The sequence below is a fragment of the Sporocytophaga sp. genome, assembly GCF_017745095.1.
In the GTDB taxonomy this organism is placed as follows: Bacteria; Bacteroidota; Bacteroidia; order Cytophagales; family Cytophagaceae; genus Sporocytophaga.
Genome location: NZ_JAGHZZ010000010.1, coordinates 199,891 through 221,238 on the forward strand (window position 1 = coordinate 199,891; position 21,348 = coordinate 221,238).

At 36.8% G+C, this 21,348-nt stretch carries 20 protein-coding genes; 18 read left to right on the plus strand and 2 right to left on the minus strand.

Annotated features, from left to right (window positions below; all coding sequences use genetic code 11):
- Positions 1-151: 151 nt before the first annotated feature.
- Positions 152-967, minus strand: coding sequence for an MBL fold metallo-hydrolase (locus J7604_RS16835; protein WP_293897918.1), 816 nt, complete (start codon positions 965-967; stop codon positions 152-154).
- 290 nt (positions 968-1,257) lie between these two features.
- Between J7604_RS16835 and J7604_RS16840 the strand changes: the two genes are divergently transcribed.
- The 13 genes from J7604_RS16840 (at position 1,258) to J7604_RS16900 (ending at position 13,171) form a co-directional block, all read left to right on the plus strand.
- A complete protein-coding gene (locus tag J7604_RS16840) occupies positions 1,258-1,905 on the plus strand; it encodes a hydrolase (RefSeq protein WP_293897921.1) in 648 nt (215 codons plus the stop codon).
- A 161-nt stretch (positions 1,906-2,066) separates the two neighbouring features.
- Positions 2,067-2,669 (plus strand): alginate export family protein, encoded by a 603-nt coding sequence (locus J7604_RS16845; RefSeq protein WP_293897924.1) that lies wholly within the window; start codon positions 2,067-2,069, stop codon positions 2,667-2,669.
- A gap of 35 nt (positions 2,670-2,704) precedes the next feature.
- Positions 2,705-3,358: an alginate export family protein gene (locus tag J7604_RS16850; protein ID WP_293897970.1), complete on the plus strand. Its 654-nt coding sequence runs from the start codon at positions 2,705-2,707 to the stop codon at positions 3,356-3,358.
- A 25-nt stretch (positions 3,359-3,383) separates the two neighbouring features.
- On the plus strand, positions 3,384-5,252 hold the full coding sequence (locus J7604_RS16855; RefSeq protein WP_293897927.1) for an amidohydrolase: 1,869 nt from the start codon (positions 3,384-3,386) through the stop codon (positions 5,250-5,252).
- Positions 5,253-5,261: 9 nt separating this feature from the next.
- Positions 5,262-5,696 carry a DoxX family protein gene (locus J7604_RS16860; protein WP_293897930.1) on the plus strand — a complete coding sequence of 145 codons (435 nt, stop codon included), beginning with the start codon at positions 5,262-5,264 and terminating at the stop codon, positions 5,694-5,696.
- 14 nt (positions 5,697-5,710) lie between these two features.
- On the plus strand, positions 5,711-6,184 hold the full coding sequence (locus J7604_RS16865; RefSeq protein WP_293897932.1) for a DNA starvation/stationary phase protection protein: 474 nt from the start codon (positions 5,711-5,713) through the stop codon (positions 6,182-6,184).
- Between the two features lie 26 nt (positions 6,185-6,210).
- Entirely contained in the window at positions 6,211-6,894 is a 684-nt protein-coding gene (locus J7604_RS16870; protein ID WP_293897934.1) for a YoaK family protein, read from the plus strand.
- Positions 6,895-7,108: 214 nt separating this feature from the next.
- Positions 7,109-8,047 (plus strand): ring-cleaving dioxygenase, encoded by a 939-nt coding sequence (locus J7604_RS16875; protein WP_293897936.1) that lies wholly within the window; start codon positions 7,109-7,111, stop codon positions 8,045-8,047.
- Between the two features lie 11 nt (positions 8,048-8,058).
- Complete coding sequence (locus J7604_RS16880) at positions 8,059-8,379, plus strand: GNAT family N-acetyltransferase (RefSeq protein WP_293897938.1); 321 nt, start codon at positions 8,059-8,061, stop codon at positions 8,377-8,379.
- Positions 8,380-9,339 (plus strand): ring-cleaving dioxygenase, encoded by a 960-nt coding sequence (locus J7604_RS16885; protein ID WP_293897940.1) that lies wholly within the window; start codon positions 8,380-8,382, stop codon positions 9,337-9,339.
- A 42-nt stretch (positions 9,340-9,381) separates the two neighbouring features.
- Positions 9,382-10,095 (plus strand): pirin family protein, encoded by a 714-nt coding sequence (locus tag J7604_RS16890; protein WP_293897943.1) that lies wholly within the window; start codon positions 9,382-9,384, stop codon positions 10,093-10,095.
- 594 nt (positions 10,096-10,689) lie between these two features.
- On the plus strand, positions 10,690-11,661 hold the full coding sequence (locus J7604_RS16895; protein WP_293897973.1) for an alpha/beta hydrolase: 972 nt from the start codon (positions 10,690-10,692) through the stop codon (positions 11,659-11,661).
- A gap of 232 nt (positions 11,662-11,893) precedes the next feature.
- The gene (locus tag J7604_RS16900) at positions 11,894-13,171 is read left to right on the plus strand and encodes an acetyl-CoA C-acetyltransferase (protein WP_293897946.1); all 1,278 of its coding nucleotides are present in this window, start codon (positions 11,894-11,896) and stop codon (positions 13,169-13,171) included.
- 213 nt (positions 13,172-13,384) lie between these two features.
- On the opposite strand, the gene J7604_RS16905 is transcribed toward J7604_RS16900, so the two are convergent.
- Positions 13,385-15,034, minus strand: a complete 1,650-nt coding sequence (locus tag J7604_RS16905) for a sigma 54-interacting transcriptional regulator (protein WP_293897949.1) — start codon at positions 15,032-15,034, stop codon at positions 13,385-13,387.
- 540 nt (positions 15,035-15,574) lie between these two features.
- On the opposite strand from J7604_RS16905, the gene J7604_RS16910 reads away from it, so the two are divergent.
- The 5 genes from J7604_RS16910 to J7604_RS16930 all read left to right on the plus strand — a co-directional run bounded on the left by J7604_RS16910 (position 15,575) and on the right by J7604_RS16930 (position 21,216).
- Entirely contained in the window at positions 15,575-16,540 is a 966-nt protein-coding gene (locus J7604_RS16910; protein WP_293897952.1) for a hypothetical protein, read from the plus strand.
- A gap of 80 nt (positions 16,541-16,620) precedes the next feature.
- Entirely contained in the window at positions 16,621-17,598 is a 978-nt protein-coding gene (locus J7604_RS16915; RefSeq protein ID WP_293897955.1) for a hypothetical protein, read from the plus strand.
- A 109-nt stretch (positions 17,599-17,707) separates the two neighbouring features.
- Complete coding sequence (locus J7604_RS16920; RefSeq protein WP_293897958.1) at positions 17,708-18,715, plus strand: hypothetical protein; 1,008 nt, start codon at positions 17,708-17,710, stop codon at positions 18,713-18,715.
- Positions 18,712-18,894, plus strand: coding sequence for a hypothetical protein (locus J7604_RS16925; protein WP_293897961.1), 183 nt, complete (start codon positions 18,712-18,714; stop codon positions 18,892-18,894). The genes J7604_RS16920 and J7604_RS16925 overlap by 4 nt, the downstream gene beginning before the upstream one ends.
- Before the next feature lie 21 nt (positions 18,895-18,915).
- Positions 18,916-21,216 (plus strand): patatin-like phospholipase family protein, encoded by a 2,301-nt coding sequence (locus tag J7604_RS16930; protein WP_293897964.1) that lies wholly within the window; start codon positions 18,916-18,918, stop codon positions 21,214-21,216.
- Positions 21,217-21,348 lie beyond the last annotated feature (132 nt).

The following is a 21,348-nucleotide window of genomic DNA, read 5'->3' on the forward strand; positions in this document are numbered from 1 at the left end:
CACAAGAGAAAGTGCATATTAATTTCATCTTTTATTATTGATTTAAGAATATCATTAGGGTAAGCATTTTTCATCATGCTTACCCTGTTTCATTTCCTGTGAGTGGCCATGCACCAGCTTAAATCTGTAATAGTTAAAAAATATTTTTTTGTTAAAACTCCAAGGCCTGTTGCTGATAGGTATCTCTTTGTCTTGAACTGCTTATTCCAATTTCATATATCTGAATTTCCTGCGTACGGGAAGCTACAATAATCTCTACTGCTTCAGCATGTTTATCAAATAGCTCTTTTGCTAGTTCAGGTGAGTTATTCTCTTTTGATAAATGGGAAAGAAAGAGATGGCTTAAATTTTCAGACTTATGTGTCAGAAAAAGATCCAGCGCTTGTTTGTTTGATAAGTGTCCGACATCGCTTGATATCCTTCTTTTCAGATAATACGGATAATTGCCATTCTTAAGCATTTCCTCATCATAATTGGCTTCCAGGAATACAGCATTGCAGCATTTGAAATATCTGCTCACATTTTCGCAGACGGTACCTATATCTGTAAAAACTCCAACACACAAATCTTTATATCGGATTACAAAACTTTGAGGATCTCTGGCATCATGAAACTTAGGAAAGGCTGTAATTTCGAGCTGACCGATAGTGATCGGTTTTTCAGGGATCATTATTACATTATATGGATTGGAATCGTTAAGGTTTGTATTTTGAAGGGTACCACTGGTAATATAAACAGGCAGCTTGTGCTTTTTTGAAAGTACTCTGACACCTTTTATGTGATCTGTATGCTCATGAGAGATAAACAAAGCTTTAACTTTGTTCATTGAAAGTTCGAGTCTTTTCATCCGCTGTTCGATTTCCCTGCAGCTGATACCAGCATCTACCAGTATGGCTTCCTTTTCATTTCCTATATAGTAGCAATTTCCATTGCTGCCTGAATTGAGAGAGGTTACAAATAACTTCATTACTGTAAGTTACGAAAAAATAAGATGAAAAAAAGTACAGAATCAGGGAAGCACTTACATTCTCATGACGGTTTATGCAAAATGAATTGATTACAATAAATCCTCTCTTTGCTAATGATTGGGTTAACGTTTTTTAGAATTTAAATTTTTAAGAAAGATTATTTATGATAAATCATAAAATTACGAAATGTCGTAATTTTTGCTTCGTTGAAATTTTGCAATTACCTCTATATAAATATTTTATGTGCTGGCATTAAAATTGTCTCTATCGAAGCAACAAACTAATTACAGTGAAACCATCAGTTAATTTATTATCTCCTCAAAACCATGCCCTTGTATTAATTGACTTTGAAGGGCAAATGGGATTTGCTGTTAAAAGCATTTCATTAAGTGAATTAAGAACAAACACGGCGATTGTAGCAGGAGCTTCAAAAATCTTTGCTATCCCAACCATAGTAACTACCGTGGCTGAAGCCTCTTTTTCAGGCCCTGTATTTCCGGAAATCGAAGAATTCTATCCAGTAGCTATATCCGGTTATATCGACCGAGCCAGCATGAATGCATGGGAAGATGAGGCTGCTTATAAAGCAATTACAGGTAAAGGAAAGAAGAAACTAGTCCTTGCTGGCTTATGGACAAGTGTATGTATCGTTGGGCCTGTCCTGTCAGCGATAGAAGAAGGCTATGATGTATATGTGATCACAGATGCCTGTGGAGATGTAAGTACCGAAGCACATGAACGTGCAATACAACGAATGATTCAGGCTGGAGCAAAACCGATTACCTCGATACAATACTTATTAGAGTTGCAAAGAGACTGGGCAAGACAAGAGACTTATGTTGCTGTTACCAATCTAATGAAAAAGTATGGCGGGGCTTATGGTATTGGAATAGATTATGCTCATAAGATGATTCCTCATCACGAGTATAAATTATAAGTAACAACTATATAAAGAGTTGAATAGCCCTTCCCGGAAATAGTTTGAAAAAGCTTGCTTTACCACGTTTACACTTGGTATGTTGTACCCTATCATTATCACTAGCCATTATACTTAATTGCCTTCCCTTATATCATGCAAAAGGGCAGGGTTTTAACCTTATGCGCTTTGATGATAATTACTCTTTATGGAAAGACTCAGCTGTTACTTTTTATAAAAATATAAAGTATCGCCCTCTGTCTGAGAAAAGAAGGATGACTCTTTCCATTGGGGGAGAAGCACGAATGGAATATGCAGATTTCCATAATGAAGACTGGGGAAGAAAAAGGCTGGGGCATAATAACTTTTTGTTACTACGCTACGGTATTTATGCAGATATCCATTTGGGAAATAGGTTCAGGTTCTTTATGCATTGGCGAAGTGCACTGGAAACAGGAAGGAAAGACGGCCCACGTTCTATCGATGAGGATAAGCTTAACATCCAGAATCTGTTTGCAGATGTTGTTATATTAAATAAAATAAAACGAAGCTTAATGCTGCGTATAGGCCGGCAGGAATTGAATTATGGAAGTGGCAGACTTATTTCAGTAAGAGACGGACCTAATCTCCGGCTTTATTTTACGGGACTAAAGTTATTATACTCTTCGTCTCATTTTAATGCCGATGCCTTTGTCATGGTTTCTGATATTGTGAGTACAGGAATTTTAGATAATAAACTGAAAAAGATCCAGGACTTTGGGGAATTTATTCCACCTATGTTCTGACAGAAAAAGTAAACCTTGATGCTTATTATCTGGGGATACAACGAAGTAATACACGATTTGAAGATGGTGTTGCCAATGAGCTTAGGCATTCGCATGGAATTCGTTTCTGGAGATCTGGCGGCAACTTTGTTTACAATTTTGAAGCGGTATGGCAATGGGGCAAGTTTGGTGATGAACCCATCCATGCATGGACTGCCTCTGCAGATATTGGCTATGTTTTCAGAAAGCTTAAAAGTAAACCTAATATTAATTTGAGGCACGACTATATTTCCGGGGACAAAAAGAAAGGAGACGGACAGCTTGGAACCTTTAATCCATTGTATCCTAAGGGTGGATATTTTGCCTATAACCCTCAGCTGGGTCCTGCGAATCTTATCGATTTGCATCCATATGCAACAGTAAGAATAACTAAAAGAATAATGATACAGGCAGATGTCGTATTCAACTGGCGTTTTTCCCTTCAGGATGGGATTTACAGTGGTACCGGGAGTTTCAGCATGCCAGGAGCAAATTCGCGCAAAAGGTATATCGGCACAATTTATCAGACATGTATTGAAGCTTCTATTAGTAAGTTTATGACCTTCAATACAGGAGTTCAATATTTCAGAACGGGTAAGTTAATAAATGAGCTTGTTTCCAATAGTAAAGATGGAGTCTTCTTTAATTCGAGATTAGATTTTAAGTTTTAGAAAATTATATAGGTAAAAATATTTTATGAAATACGCAGATCTCATTTTATATAACGGAAAGATCCACACAGTAGATGCTCAATTGCCTGCAGCCAGAGCAGTAGCCATTAAAGATGGGAAATTCATAGCGGTAGGAAACGATAATGAAATTCTTAATAAGTACAATGGCGCTCATACCACGCTAATTGACTTAAAAAACAAAAGAGTAATTCCTGGTTTAAACGATTCGCACATACATCTCATACGTGGAGGACTTAATTATAATCTGGAATTACGTTGGGATGGAGTACCTTCTCTTTCAGATGCATTGAGAATGTTAAAAGAACAAGTAGATCACACCCCTTCACCACAATGGGTGAGAGTTGTGGGTGGCTGGACAGAACATCAGTTCGTGGAAAAACGAATGCCCACACTGGATGAGATCAATGCTTTGGCTCCTGATACTCCAGTATTTATTATGCACCTCTATGATCGTGCCTTATTGAATCGTGCTGCTTTAAAAGCAGTTGGATTTACAAAAGACACTCCTGCACCTCCGGGAGGACAGATTGAACGAAATGCTAAAGGTGAACCTACAGGATTGATACTAGCAACTCCAAATGCGATGATACTTTATTCGACTCTGGCAAAAGGACCAAAGCTTTCTTACGAGCATCAGGTAAATTCTACCAGACATTTTATGAAGGAGCTCAATCGTTTCGGAATTACAAGTGTCATAGATGCCGGTGGAGGCTTTCAGAATTTTCCCGACGATTATAAAGTCATTAATGAATTAAATGACAAGCAACAGCTCACAGTTCGTATAGCTTACAACCTCTTTACCCAAAGGCCCAAACAGGAATTTGAAGACTTTGATCACTGGACGAAATCGGTAAAGCTTTATCAGGGAGATGATATGTACCGACATAATGGGGCAGGAGAAATGCTGGTCTTCTCAGCAGCTGACTTTGAAGACTTTCAACAACCAAGACCTGATTTGCCGGAGAACATGGAAGCAGAACTGGAAAGAGTGGTAAAGCTTCTGGTCGAGCGCCGCTGGCCATTCCGTTTACATGCCACTTACAATGAAAGCATCACACGTTTTCTTAATGTATTTGAAAAAGTAAACAAAGATATTCCTTTCAATGGACTGCCCTGGATATTTGACCATGCAGAAACCATCGATGAACGCAACATTGAAAGAGTAAAAGCACTAGGTGGGGGAATAGCCATACAAAACAGAATGGCATTTCAGGGAGAATATTTTATAGATCGCTATGGAAGTAAGACTGCCGCACAGACACCACCGGTAAAACGTATGCTCGAAGCTGGTGTTCCGGTAGGAGCAGGAACCGATGCGACCAGAGTGAGCAGTTACAATCCCTGGGTAGCTTTGTACTGGTTGTCCGTAGGGAAAACAGTAGGAGGGACACAACTCTATGGTGATTATCTACGATTGAGCAGAGAAACAGCATTAGAACTTTATACTAAAGGCAGTGCATGGTTTTCTAACGAACAACATAAAAAAGGAAGTATTAAAGCCGGTATGCTGGCAGACCTTGCTGTACTGGATAATGATTTCTTTACAGTAAATGAAGAAGCTATTAAAGCGATTGAATCTATTCTCACCATTGTAGACGGAAAGATTGTATATGCGAAAGAAGAGTTTTCTTCTTATGCTCCTCCACTTATTCCTGTTTTGCCAGACTGGTCGCCAGTGAATAGGCACGATGGATATTATAAAGTGGTATCAAAATCTGTAGAGAATCAAAATGCCGGCTTGCAGATTCATAGTTGTGCTGGTAGTTGTAATGTACACGGTCATGATCATAATACCGCAAGAATGAGCAATATACCATTGAACAACTATACAGCTTTCTGGGGTGTATTTGGATGTTCATGTTTTGCATTTTAAACCAGAATTATGAAGGAAATTATTCATCTTCTTTTATACTCTGATCTAGGAAGTGAGTTAAATAATTTAACATTATTCGCTTTCCGGATTCTATTTGCTTTCGAGCTCTTTTATGTTCATGGAATGAAAAAAATCCGACTTAAAAATGGAAAGCAAGAAAGAGTGCCTAATCCGTTACATCTTCCCGAAAAGATAAATGCATTTGTAGCCGTATTTTCAGATACAGTGGTTCCTATATTCATCGCAGCTGGTTTGGGTACTAGGCTTTTTGTATTGCCCACGTTAGGCGTTACTTCTATAGGATATTTTGTAGTACATCGAAATGACTCTCTTGATGTAGAAGATGTTCCTTATATGTATAGCATATGCCTTTTGTTGTTACTCTTTATTGGAGCGGGCACTTATTCGTTTGATAATTATCTGATTCAATATTTTAATAATTAAACCTTTAAAAACATATGGAAACTTCAATCGGTATTAAACAAGAATTTATGTCCTCTGTTGCCCAATCATTAAGCAAGCTGTTGGCAGATGAATATTTATTATATACCAAAACAAGAAAAGCACACTGGTGTGTTACAGGTCCTGATTTTTATAATAAACACCTCTTTTTTGAATCACAGTATAATGAACTTGATGAAATCATCGATGGAGTGGCAGAACGTATTCGTACCATCAGTCATTTTCCTCCTGCTACCTTAAAAGAATTTCTTGCGTTGACTCATCTTACCGAACAATCAAAAGAGAAAAACGATAGTGCAGGATACATTAAAGAACTTTTGTCTGATCACGAAAGCATTATTAAGTTTCTGCGCGAGAATATAAACATATACGCCAATGAGTTTCTTGATTCAGGCAGCAGCGATTACATTACAAGCATAATGGAAACACATGAAAAGATGGCATGGATGCTAAGAGCACATCTGCAATAAATTTTTGCTTTCTTTAGAACAAAGTTATGGATAGACAGACAAGTCGTATAAGCTTGACAAGTTTCTTTTTATCTTTTATAGCTGGCTATTGCGATACAGTGACCTTTGTTTCCGGGGATGCTATATTCTCAGCCCATGTAACGGGTAACTTTGTAGTATTTGCAGCACACCTGTTATCAGAGAGCAGTAATGCGTCTTGGATAAAGTTGATTACATTCCCGGTATTTGTAACTGCTGTGATTATTGGCGGAAGACTAACAGAAAAAGCACAAGAACGATATCTTGTATTATTGACAGAAAGTGTCTTGTTGATGCTGTGCGGAATAGCAGCAGTGCTGTTACCAGCCTTTCTTTCTTTGGAAGAAAGGTTATGCACCTATTTGATTGTTATGTTATGTGTTTTTGCCATGGGCATGCAAAATGCTTTCGGAAAATTATTCGCCAAAGAAACACATGGCCCTACCACCATGATGACTGGAAATGTAACACAAGCTGCACTGGATATAAGTACATTGTTTAGCAAAGGTTTTGTGACAGAAGTACTTTCAAAACAACGCCTCTTCAATCTGCTAGTAACGATCGGAGGATTTTTATCTGGTTGTCTGGTAGGGGCATTGCTGGGAAAAATATGGGGCTTAAGCACCTTATTCCTGCCAGGTCTGGGTTTATTACTTTGTTATCTTATAAATAGAAAATCGAATACCGCATGATGATGTATGTTGCCATATTCTTTGTTTTACTTTGTCTTTACCATATTAAGTTCACGCATAAAACACGGTAACACAAAAACTAGTTGATAAAGTTATTCCGGCAAACTCGGCGTTTTCTTAACCTACATTAAGTTTTTTTCTTAATTAAGATTAAGAGATATTTGGAGAAAGCCATACTCCCTATTGAATCAATAGATAATAATCATTTACTACAATGAAAGAACACATATTAGGATTACATCATATTACAGCCATATCTGACGATGCACAACGTAATTATGACTTTTATACTAAGGTGATGGGATTACGAATGGTAAAGAAAACAGTGAACTTCGATGATCCTGGTACTTATCATTTTTATTTCGGAAATGAAACAGGTACTCCAGGAGCAATACTAACTTTCTTCCCATGGGAAGGAATAGGAAAAGGTCATAACGGAACCGGAATGGCGACAGAGATTGGCTATTCGGTGCCAGAAGGTAGCCTTGTTTTCTGGACAGATCGCTTCAATGAACATAAAATCTCCTTTGCAGAACAAACAGAACGTTTTGGTGAGATACTTCTGCCTTTCACAGATCCTGATGGGCTAAACCTTTCACTTATAATACCTAAGGGGTTGGACGACCGAAAGCCTTGGGAGACAGCGGAGATAAAAGCTGCTCAGGCGACTAAAGGATTTCATAGCGTGACACTTACCATAAGACATCTGGACGATACTGCAAGGATACTTACAGATGTTTTTGGTTACAGACAAATCGCTCAGGAAGGGAAACGTTACCGCTTCGTGACTGACGCTGTTCCTACCGCTTCTATAGTGGATATTGTGTTAGAGGAAAACGGACATCCAGGAAGAAATGCGGCAGGTACAAACCACCATGTTGCATTTCGTGTGAAAGACGAAGCTACACAGATGGCGTTTCATGAAAAGTTATTAAGTATGGGCTTACGGATTACTTCGAAGATTAACCGTGATTATTTCTTCTCTCTTTATTTCCGTGAACCAGGAGGAGTGTTGTTTGAAATTGCTACTGATAATCCTGGATTTACAGTAGACGAACCACTTGCAGAATTGGGCAGTCATCTGAAATTGCCTAAGCAGCATGAAGGACTTCGAGGTGAGATTGAAAAGAAATTACCCATAATAAAAAAATAAAGTTAACTATTATGGCAACCGTGAGATTAGAATTAGGCGAAGATAATAATGGTTCCTTCGTGTTGTATGAGGGAGAAGAGATTATTGGTGAAATGCAGGTAGGTTTTACAGGTTATAAAGAACTTACTGTTTATCATACAGAAGTAAAGCCTGAATATGAAGGAAAGGGATATAGCAAACAATTATTATCTTTCATGGTAAACTATGTATGTAGCCGTGAAATGAAGGTAGTAGCGTTGTGTTCTTATGTACAAGCTCAATTTAAGCGGCACGAAGACTTATATGGTGATATCTTGATAAATAATACAAAGGAATTTAATACGAGTTTATAAATGAATGACAATAAATTAATCACCGGCATACACCACGTTACCGCAATAGCAAGCGGTTCACAAAAGAACTTTGAATTCTATGCCGGAATCTTAGGATTGAGACTTGTAAAAAAGACAGTAAACTTTGATGCTTCTTCTGTATACCATTTGTATTACGGAGACGAAATAGGATCTCCCGGGAGCATCATCACGTTCTTTCCATATGAAGGATTGGTAAAAGGAAGACAAGGCAAAGGAATGCTGAATACCACTTCTTTTTCTGTTCCATTGGATTCCCTTGATTACTGGATAAAGCGATTGGATAAATATGGCGTTCTTTATAAAAGACCACAGGAAAGATTTAAAGACGAAATCGCTGTTTACTTTGAAGATGCAGATGGTTTAGGATTGGAACTGGTATTCAATAACAAAGACACTCGTATAGGTTCCTATAATCAAACGATTGATAAAACACATGCGATAAGAGGATTTTATAATGTGGAGATCTGGGAAGAAGGCTACGAACGTACAGCAGCATTATTACAAGATCAGTTGAATCATACACTTATCGCGGAGAAAGGAAATCGATTTCGTTTTGCAGCTACTGATAGCCCTGGTAATTATGTGGATCTCGTTTGCATGCCTGACAGCCTTAAAGGACTTGCAGGAAGTGGTACAGTACATCACTTAGCCTTCTCCACGCCGGATAAGGGCTCACAAACTGCTATACGAGAAAAAATAGTGGAACGTCGTTATAATCCTACACCAATATTGGATCGTAATTACTTTCAATCTATCTATTTCAGAGAACCGGGAGGAGTATTATTTGAAGTAGCCACTGCCATACCAGGTTTCAGCGTAGACGAACCTTCATCGCATCTGGGTGAAAATCTTATGTTGCCGGATTGGTTTGAAAACGAAAGAAAAGAACTTGAAGCACATCTATTACCAATTAACACTGACTTGTCTAATTACAGGTAATACCTATTTAATTAATCATCACTTTTAATCCAAAATATAAATATGCAGTTTCAATTATTCCCAGCCAGTGAAAGAGGACAAAAAAATATAGGATGGCTAAAAAGCAATTTCTTTTTCAGCTTTAGTGAATATTGCAATCCAATGAAGAGTGCCTTCGGTACGCTGATGGCTTTTAACGATGACTTTCTGGAAAAAGACAAAGGATTTGGATTACACCCTCATGTTAATATGGAAATTATATCCATACTCTTAAAAGGGAAAATGAACCACAAAGATACTATGGGTTATAGCACCATTATTGAAGAAGGTGGTGTACAGATCATGAGTGCTGGCAGTGGTTTAAGACATGAAGAATATAATGTAGGAGAGGAGGAGGTAAACTTTTTGCAACTATGGATTCAGCCTAAGTTACAGAATATCATGCCACGCTATCAGACAAGACATTTTCCTAAACAGAACCGCCATAATAAGCTGGTTACCATTGTTTCTGGTGAAGAGGGGCTTGGTCATTGCTGGATCAATCAAAACGCGAGATTACTGCTGGGCTGGTTTGATAAAGGACAAGAAATCAAACATCATTTTCATTTGGTAAACAGATGCCTTTTCTTATTTGTAATAACAGGAGAGGTATCGGTTAATGAAACGAAAGTTACGGAAAGAAGCGCATTGGGTATCTGGGATACTCTGGAAATATATATTACTTGTACCAAAGAAAGCGAGTTTCTGATAGTAGAAACTGTAATTAATCAGAAGTAAAGTACAATAGCAAACATTCACTTCAATAGATTCAATGAAATGATTCTTTTTAGTTTCCAGCCAGCTTGTGTATTGGAGATGAGGGGAGTGTGAGGCAAGTTTAATTTGCCTCAGTTCCACCGATTCCTGATATTTTCCTTTACACAATTATATCAATTTAAAATATACTTTCTCCTCATCTCTTCAGCGGATAGATACTAAATGCTGCTGCTACAATTTCATTACTGCATGGTAAATGAATATACCGGATAGTAGTACTTGAAATAAGTAAGACAATCTTTTCAATCAGATTTTACGATCATTACCTGGCCATGAGCACTGCACCAGATCTCCATCGCCTTATTGGAAGTTTTGAGATTCATTAGACAAGTATCTTCTGAAAACTACTTGTTCTTTCTCTATTATATTCTAAATAAAAATGCTGCTTTAGGAAATTTACGATATATCGTAAAATTTCATCCCTTTAAATAACCTACTAAAAGCTGATAATCAGCCATAAAGACAGTGGTATCATTCTTGGATAAAAGAGCATAATTAAAAAGACAATTATTATAACCATTTAAATCTTTTAAAAAGATGAGTCAAACAATTACCATGGAAGAAATTCCTTCAGTGGCAAATGACAATGCCATTTCCTTTTCTACAAAACTGTTTCTTGCAGCACTTAATGCACCGGGAGGTCCGGGACTTGAAACTATGTCACCAGAGGATGCCAGAGAAGTATTAGTAAATGCTCAAAAATCTGTAGAGGTGGATTATTCTGGTATTGAAGAATCAGAAAAGACAATTATAATAGATGGATATACTGTTAAGCTGAATATTGTCCGACCTCAAGGAAATAAAGAAAAGCTTCCTGTATTTATATACATTCATGGAGGAGGCTGGGTTTTGGGTGATTATCCTACTCACAAACGTATGGTACGTGATCTAGTGGTATTGTCTGGTACCGTTGGAGTATTTGTAAACTATACTCATTCTCCGGAAGCAAAATATCCTCAGGCGGTAAATGAAATATATGCAGCAACGAAATGGGTTGCTGATAATGGCAGCGAGATCAATGTAGATGGCAAGAGACTTGCAATAATAGGTAATAGTGTAGGCGGTAATATGACTGCAGCTACAACTCTGAAAGCGAAGGAAAACAGAGGTCCGGAAATAAAATTACAAATTCTTCTGTGGCCAATTGTCGATGCAAAATTCGATTATGAATCATATGAGCGTTTTGGTAAAGACAGATTTCTTACTACACCTTTAATGAAATGGATGTTTGATCATTATACAACAGATCCTAAAGAACGTCAGCAAATTTATGCTTCTCCTCTGAATGCTACATTGGAGCAGATGAAAGGATTACCTCCTGCATTTATCCATGTAGCAGAGGCAGATATTTTAAGGGATGGAGGGGAAGCATATGGTCGCAAGCTCGACGAGGCCGGAGTATCTGTAACTACTATGCGTTACAATGGTATGATACATGATTTTGGCTTGTTAAATCCCCTTGCTCAATTACCTCAAACAAAAGCTATGTTTTTGCATGCTGCTGCAGAACTGAAAGCATATCTTTAATTTTTACTTTAAACACTGATTGTACTACCTCATTAATTAAGAAAATAGAGGGTTGACATACAGACCGATTAAATTATGATATATTAAAGTGCGGTGAATAAAGAGCACCGCACTTAAATTTTCTTATTTAACACTGCCAGCTATTTTGAAAATGGATTAGTTATTAAACATTATTTCATATTTTAACTTTGATTCTATTTAATATCTTATATTGAAATAAAACCAATATTCTATGCTTCATCCCCAGCAAGTCCGTAAAGTCGCTATAGTAGGCTATAACCGTATCCCTTTTGCACGTCAGAATACTTATTATGCAGAAGCTAGTAATCAGGATATGATGGTAGCTGCTTTAAATGGTTTAATTGAACGCTATCGTTTACAAGGATTACTTTTAGGCGAAGTAGCAGGAGGTGCTGTTATTAAACACAGTAGCGAATTTAACCTCATGCGCGAAAGTGTTTTGGGTACATCCTTGTCTCCCTTTACACCTTGTTGCGACATACAACAAGCATGCGATACAGGAATAGAAGCAGCTATTTATATTGCGAATAAAATTGCACTAGGACAAATAGAATGTGGTATTGCCGGTGGAGTAGATTCTACCAGTAATGTGCCACTGATGCTGGGAGATAAACTCAGAAATATTCTGCTTAGAGCGAGAAGAGCCAAAACTACGGGTGCCAAGCTGAAAGAATTTTTAAAAATTAGATTAAAAGACCTGACTCCGATAGCTCCGATGAATATTGAGCCTCGCACAGGTTTATCTATGGGTGGTCATACGGAGTATACCGCTAATTATTATAATATATCCAGAGAAGAACAAGATGCTTTTGCTTTGCAGAGCCACCAGAAAATGGCCGCTGCATATGAGAAAGGTTTTTTTCAGGATATGCTTACTCCCTATAAAGGACTCGAACGTGATAATAATATGAGAGCAGATAGCAGCATGGAAAAACTGGCTAAGCTAAAACCTGCTTTTAATAAAACCAGTGGAACACTTACCGCAGGAAATTCCTCACCACTTACCGATGGGGCTTCCTGCCTATTGCTCGCAACCGAAGCCTGGGCAAAAGAACAAGGACTCCCGGTGTTGGCTTATATTACTTTCGCAGAGTTGGCTGCTATTGAATATGTAGAACAGAAGCAACAGTTGTTGCTGGCACCTGTATATGCCACCAGCCGCATGCTGAAGAAAGCAGGCTTAACACTTCAGGATTTTGATTATTATGAAATACACGAAGCCTTCGCAGCGCAGGTATTAGCTACATTAAAAATTTGGGAAAGCATCGACTTGAGTAAAGCTTTTGGTTATGAAGCATTAGGAAGAATAGACCGAAATAAACTTAATGTAAATGGGAGTAGTCTGGCAGCGGGCCATCCTTTTGCAGCAACAGGAGGAAGAGTGTTGGCAACCATGGCTAAACTGCTGCACGAGAAAGGCGCGGGCAGAGGCTTTATTTCTGTATGTGCAGCGGGGGGACAAGGGATAACTGTTATACTTGAAAAATAATCTTATAAAAGTATAAGGTTTAAAGGGCTCTTATGCTTTTAAATTCTGCTCAGATTTAAGTAAATAGATATAAATACAAAGTGCGGCAATAAGGCATTGCACTTTAATTTTCTGATTCATTCCCACGGTATAACCTGATTAATGTTAGCATTAAGCAATGCATTTAATAGTAAAGCCAATAATTCATGTCTATCATGCTTTGTAAATAGCAGATTAAACTTTCCCTTCAATAGATTCAATGAAGTGATCTTTTCTTATTCCCAACTTGTTCATTTTGGATATAAGGGTAGTATGAGGCAAGTTTAATTTTGCTGCAGCGCCGTTGATTCCTGATATCCTTCCTTTACACAGTTTTACAACTTTTAAAATATATTCCCTTTCTATATCTTCCAATGAACGGATAGTAAATTCTTCCGCTGCTAAAGCTTCATTGCTACTTTGAACTGGTAAATGAATATGTCGAATAATGGTACCGGAAGTAAGTAAGACAGTTCTTTCTATGAGATGTTCCAGTTCACGGACATTGCCTGGCCAGGAATACTGTACCAGATCTTCCATCGCCTTATTGGAAATATTGAGATTCTTTTTACCCGTTGAGCGAGCATACTGTTCAATAAAATGTGAAGCCAAAAGAGGGATATCTTCTTTGCGTTTGCGGAGGGAGGGTAAATGAATAGGAAAAACATTTAACCGATAATACAAGTCATTTCTAAAACGTCCTTCCTTTACTTCTTTTTCTAAATTACGGTTGCTGGCAGCAATAATGCGCACATTTACTTTGATTGTAGTTTTTCCGCCTATGCGCTCAATTTCTTTTTCCTGCAAAACTCGAAGCAGTTTCACTTGCAGTTCGAGTGGAAGTTCTCCTATTTCGTCTAAAAATAAAGTGCTGTTTTGCGCTAGCTCAAACTTCCCTATGCGTCGTTCCATAGCACCTGTAAAGCTTCCTTTTTCATGTCCGAATAGTTCGCTTTCAATTAAACTAGCAGGCATAGCAGCGCAGTTTACTTTAATCATTAGCTTGTCTTTACGAGGTGAGGCATTGTGAATTGCCCGCGCAAAGAGTTCTTTCCCTGTACCTGTTTCTCCAAGTAATAGTGCTGTTGAATTGGAAGGGGCAACATGGGAAACTAAACGAAATACTTTTTGTAATTCCGGACTTTTACCAATTATTTCTGAAAACCTTCCTGTGAGTTTATTCTCTTCCTGCAGGTAATGATTTTCTTCTTCTAGTTGTTGTTTGTAAATATTTATTTCAGCCAGCTGCCGTTCAATTTTTTCATTAGCAAGTACATTGCATATGCCTGTGCCTAACTGGTCTGCGACTCCTGAAAGCAAATTAAATTGACATTCTTCAAAAGAACCTGAATTTTCGGCGTATAGGTATAATATCCCTCTAACCTCATCACCATTGGTAATTTTTACCATCATCATTTCCTTAATACCCAACTTAGTCCATTTTAATACATAGGCAGGTACAGATGCTTTATTTTGCTTTAAGAACTCTTCCAGATCAATGATGATCGGTTGATCATTTGATAGCGCCAGGTTGAAAATGCCATCTTCAATAGGATGATGTATATGAATAATTGGATTACCAGATTGTTCTGAGATTAAACGGTCGCTTTGAGTATGTAAGAAAGGTGAGTGGGTTTGCCCATCCTCATTGATCAGGCAGATTGTATAATAGTTTCCGTTAAATAAGTCAAGGATCTGAGCGGTAAAGACATGCCATAAGTCTTCACGATTTCGAGCTTTGGCAATCCGATTACCTAATGATAAAAGAGTAGATCGTTCTTTATCTCTTTGATTAAGCTGTTCTATCAGAGTGACTTCCTTGTCTGATACAATATTTTTATTCATCAAATTACCCAGAAATATTTACTTTTCCTTAGTTTACGAAAATATAAAAAAAATGATTGACATGGTAAAAAATAATTTTAAAAAGTGTATGATAGGAAAGAACTGCTTTACTGTCAGGCCTGTAAACATCAAAGACTGGACCTACCTATTGCGATCAACACTATTATCTATTTTAATTCTATTCTTAGACTGATAATTTTAAATCATTTTCTTAAGAAGACCAAGGAAAGAAATTTCAGGATATGGTGAGACTGAGACCTAGGATTAGAAATTGCAAATAATATTTTAATAGACTCATAATATTGTTGCCATTGTAATGACAGCGACAAACAATTAAAGGGAATATAATCAACAGGCAAAAGTATTTATAAAAAACATTTTACACTAAAGCTTGGAACAGGTTATTCTTTGAAATAGGGCAGAGAATAGTGTTCAGAAAATCAGTATGTTTGTGTGTTGAAATGTTTTTTTGTCACATACCACGTTAGAAAGTTAAATAAAATTGATATGAGTTCAGACAGACCTATTAATTTAACAATAATGAAAAGGATACTCATCGCAATCATATTCTTTTGTTTTCAAAGTTGTATTGTAAAGGAAAAGGAGAATGCAGAAGTAAAAACTTCAAAGGATAGTTCCGACATACCAATTGTCAGTAATACCAAAACAGTTTCTGAGACCATCAATCTTGAGAAATATTTGAATGTGGTTGCAACTGATAGCATTTCTATCAATAGTATTAGTGAAAAGGTGTTTGAGCTGGAGCAAAGTGATTTGTTTTTCTTAGCATTCAGTAGAGATAAAATAGCTGCTGACTTGAATGAAGAAGAGAGTTTAATAAATGTTTTTAATCCTTTTTCTGGAAAGGTTTATAAACAAATTGATTTAATGAATTATACAAAAGACTTTTTTAAGTATAGTAGAAGTTATGTGCCTTCTGAAACAAGGTTGGGAAGGAATAATATCGGGCAGATTAAAATTATGATTACAGATGGACGCGTACCACAAAATTCATCATTTTCAATTTCTTATCTGGACTTGTCAAACTTAAAAACTCAAACGATAGGTTTAAATAGTAATAAAAAGAGATTATCTATTGAGGATTATAATAAAGTATTTGGTTTTGAAGAACTCTTTTTTTTAAACGATTCATTATACTATCTATATGACCTTGAAGAGATTGCTTTTACTAAAGGGGATACTAATCTTTATAAAATCAACTTAGTTAATGATGAAATGATTTTAGGTAATGAAAATGTTATCAAACATGGAAATGATTATTGTGTTTTACGATTTCCCTATAAAGACAAGTTATTTTTTTGTAACTCTAATTCGAATTACAATGATTTATTTAGTTATAACATTATTACCCGAAAGTCTAAAAAATATGTAATCCCTCTTTTACAATGTCAATTTTACTTTGCAGAAGATGGATTCTTTATAGCTTCTTTGCCAGAAGGGAAGGAGACAAGTGATACATATAGATATGGCTTTGTTCCTTATTGATGTTCACATAAAATATAACACTGCTAAGAATTAACTTTTAGTCATTTTGGGCATTAAGTATAACATCTAATTATATAATAATGAAAAGGGTACTTATCGTAATCATATTCTTTTGTTTTCAAAGTTGCAGTGTGAAGGAAAAGGAGAATGCAGAAGTAGAAACTGCAAAAGACAGTTCTGGCACACAGGTAGTTGCTGACAGTGATAAAGTATCTTCCGAAACCATCAATCTTGACAAATTGCTGAATGTCACAAAAACAGACAGTATTAGTATCAATCGTATTAATGAGAAGACGTTTGAGCTGGACCAAAGCAGTTTGTTTTTCTTAGCATTCAGCAGAAATAAAATAGCTGCGAACCTTTATGAAGAACAAAGTCTGATAGATGTTTATAATCCTTTTACCGGGAAGGTATACAATCAAATTGATTTGAGTAAATATTCAAAAGAATTTATCAAAGAGAATGTCAGAGGTGGATATGCGCCTTCTGAAACCAGGTTGGGAAGGAATAATATCGGGCAGGTTAAAATTATGATAACAGATGGTACAGATGTTCCTTTCAGTGCATTTTTCGCAATCTCCAATCTGGAGTTGTCAAACTTAAAAACCCAAACCTTAGGATTAGAACAGAATGTAGATAAATTATCAATTACAGAGTACAATAAGGTATTTGATTTTCAAGACTTGTTTTTATACCATGATACTTTGTTCAATGTAGATGACCTTGATGAAATAACGATCTCCAATGGTGCTGTTAATCTATATAAGATGGATATTTCAAAAAATGAAATGACCTTGGGTAATAGTAATGTCATCAAGGGAGCTAGCAATTATAATATTTTAAGATTCCCCTATAAAGATAAGTTGTTCTTCACTAGCACCAATTCGAACTACACTGATTTATTCGGTTATAACATTATTACCGGTGAGTCTAAAAAGTATGTGATTCCTCTTTCACCATCTCAATTTTACTTTGCTGAAGATGGATTTTTTATAGCAAATATGCCAGGGGGGCAGGAGTCAAATGAAATGTATAGATATAGTTTTGTTCCTTATTAGTATTATGTTGCTTAGAAATAGCAAATGAAATATAAAGTGTTTAATTTGATGAAAAATAAAAGCAGCTACAATAGTGAAATTTAAGCTAACATTTTTTCTGATTTTTATAATGTCTGAAATTACCTTCGGACAGATGTTTCCTTCAAATTTTGAAAAATCTGAAATCAGGATTAAGAAATTAAAAGCCAAAGTAATTTTTGAACACCGTCCGTCAATATTATCAAATAAAAATGGGAGGCAGATTAGCTATGTAGATTACGATTCAACAGGTGCAATTTTAAATAGAATTAATTATGGATTAACTTCAAGTGGAGACAAGTATGAAATAAAAATGAATTACGATTATAAAAATAATAGTATCTCAGAAAAGAAAGTTCTCGGTAAAGACAGTTTGCTTTTTGATTTTTATTATCATTTTAATAATAAAGGACAAATGATTGAGAGTATTTTAAAGGAGGATGACATTTATGAATGGAAGAAAATTACATATGACAGTAACGATTATGAATCAACTGAAATAGAATATATTTTTAAAAAGGCAACTTCTGATTCAATAGAAGATTATAGTATAAATATTCCAATTTACGAACGAGATACTTTCGAGATTTTTTCCGTAGCCACTAACAGATATGAGTGCAATGGCAATTTAATTGAAACATTAGCCGATAATAGAGCTGGATTTGGATCAGAGAGATTTACATATATATATGATTCAAATAATAAATTAATTGAAGATCGTAGATATATCAGTAGCAATGAGTATTGGAGTCACAAATACCAATATAATAGTGATCGAAATTTAACGGAGGATGTTTTTTATAATTATAAAGGACTTGTAAATAGTATTCTGACTTACGTATATGATTTAAATGGAAATTGTTCTGAAAGGAGACTACTGCAAATCGGAGATGATAAATATCAAGGCTGGAAGGTTAAAATGAAGTTCAATGACAATAATATGAAGATAGAAGAAGTTCAGTACAATGTTTATGGAAGTTTTGTTGAAAAAATAAAATATAGTTATAATGAAAAAGGAGATTTAATTAAAGAGTCCCATTTTGATATTCAAGAAAACCCTATTGTAGAATATAAATTCATTTATCAATATTTCAAATGATAAAGATCGCTTCAATGTCGTACCTTCCGGAAATGGGAAATACAAACTTTACTAAGACTTTAATTGTAATTCATGCCTGTAATCAGGGCCAAACTCTGGAGTATATCTTGAACAACAAGTTATTCAACCAGAACCTGGGTGGTAAAGACTTTCGATCCAATTTTTATCATACTTATTAACTGTTTCACTCATTGCTTGCTATGCGTTTATTCTATTGCTTTTTGCTGCTTTTGTTATGTTTCTCCTTTGCAACTCATGCGCAAACCTCAGAACGGCCTAAAATCGGATTGGTATTAAGCGGCGGCGGTGCCAAAGGACTTGGCCACATCGGCATCTTGGAAGTATTGGATGAAGTAGGCTTAAAAGTGGACTACATCACAGGTACCAGCATGGGCAGCATTGTTGGAGCTTTGTATGCGATGGGTTATTCGGCAGATAGCATTCACAAAATAGCGGTTTCAGAAAAGTGGGATCTCTTGCTTTCCAACCAAATTCCCTTGAACTATTTATCACCTGAAGACAAGGCAGAATATGGACAATTTAATTTTGAAATAGGTTTTGAAGAGAAAAGAGTAAGAATGCCCAATGGTTTGTTGGAAGGACATATGCTAGGACTCGAATTTGCCCGCCTAGTGAAGCCTGTAGCGGACAGACCAAAATTCACTGACTATCCCATTCCTTTTAAATGTGTCGCCACCAATATTGAAACGGGTGACATAGTGGTCTTGGACAGCGGCAATATTGCTAATGCACTGCGGGCAAGTATGGCCATTCCTACTTTTTTCACACCCGTGATGTATGAAGGAAAATATCTTATAGACGGAGGGGTGCTTCGCAACTTCCCTGTTACCGAAGCCAAGGAAATGGGTGCTGACATTGTTATAGGAGTAAATGTGAGTTCGGGTAACTTGCCTGCAAACAAACTTCGCTCCATGACTAGCGTGATGTATCAGTCCGTGTCGCTTGCTGGAAGTGTGGATGTGGCAAGACAGAAAAAATTGGTTGACCTCCTTATCGAACCCGATCTGAATCGCTTTTCGGTGGCAGACTTTCCCAAAACTGAGGCCATTATAAAGGTTGGGAGAGAAACGGGTGATTCAATTCGTACTGTACTCCTGGCCTTAAAGGATTCTTTAAACGCCCTGTATCCCGGAGAGTATGACCGCAATGTTCAACTTCCTAAACGATCTGCCTATTCTTTTTCCAATATCGAAGTACGGGGCTTGAAAACATATTCTCCTTCATACGTAATAAGTAGTCTGGGTTTAGAATGTAACAAACCCATTTCCTGCGAAGAATTGGACAAGGCTATGAACCAACTAATGGGCACCTTGAACTTTCGGAAGATCAATTATGAGATGGCTTTTGGTGAAGACCCGGATGAAAACATGTTGATCGTTCACGTGATAGAATCGAGCCGCTACTCTGCCAAACTGGACTTTAACTATAACACTTTATTCAAAACATCTTTCATCTTCAAGTTCACAGCCAGAAACCTATTTTTGCAAAACTCCCGCTTCTATGCCAATTTTAATATTGGTGACAACATTCGTGTTCGAAGTCAGTATGGAAAATACTTTGGACTTAAGCGTCGCTCACAACTGAATTTTTATGGAATTTTTGACCAATACGATGTGCCTACTACCCTTGCAAATGGGAATGTGTTGAGTATATCTCGATTGAATAAGATGAATACATACTCGGTAGGCCTCGAGTTGCAAAGGAGAATTGCTAATGAAACAAGTATTCATCTCGGCGTGTTGAAGGAAAACTCCAGCATGCGTAACCTCATCAACAGCGCCAATATTGCCACCTATGTGCAGAGCAGTAATTTTGCAGCCTATTTGACGCTTCGACTGAACACACTGAATGCGGTTAACTACCCTTCAAAGGGGTGGAAAATCTATGCATCGGCCTCACATGTATTTGACTATCGCTATCGCATGGCTGATGAAAGAGGATTGGATATTCCGCTTGTGCTACCAGATCTGCCATTAAGCAAGCAAGATATTAAACATAACTTTCAACAAGTATATGCTAGCATTCAAAACTACTTACCTTTAACCCGCACCGCTACCTTAACTAGCGCAGGTTTTGCCGGCTTTACCTATAATACCGATTTGACCTTGAGCCATTTTTACGGATTGGGCGGGATGCGGGAAAATTTCCAACGGAACATTCCTTTTGTGGGCATTAAGGAGTTTGGCCACCGATTATCTCCTTTTTTGATGAACAACGTGGTCAGCTTCCAATTGGGAGTGCAACAACAATTTTTCAAAGTACTGTATTTAACCCCTAGAGTAAATGTGGCCACAGCGGGCCAGCGCATCGATCAATTCACTCTTTCGGATGCTGATCCCGAACATTTTTTATGGGGTTATGGAATTACGTTTGGCTTCAACTCCCCTGGTGGGCCCATTGAGATGTCCGTTATGAAAAGCAACCAGCAAGGGAATTTTATGTTGTACTTCAACATTGGGTACTCGTTTTTTAATCGTTAAAGAATAAATTAAAAACCATACAATTCATAACCTTTGGTATAGCAGCTCCAGCATAAATCTTAAACAAGTTAAGTTGTCTTCAAGCAACTTTTACGAATATAGAATGTACCCCTCCCCAAAAATAGGACAGCT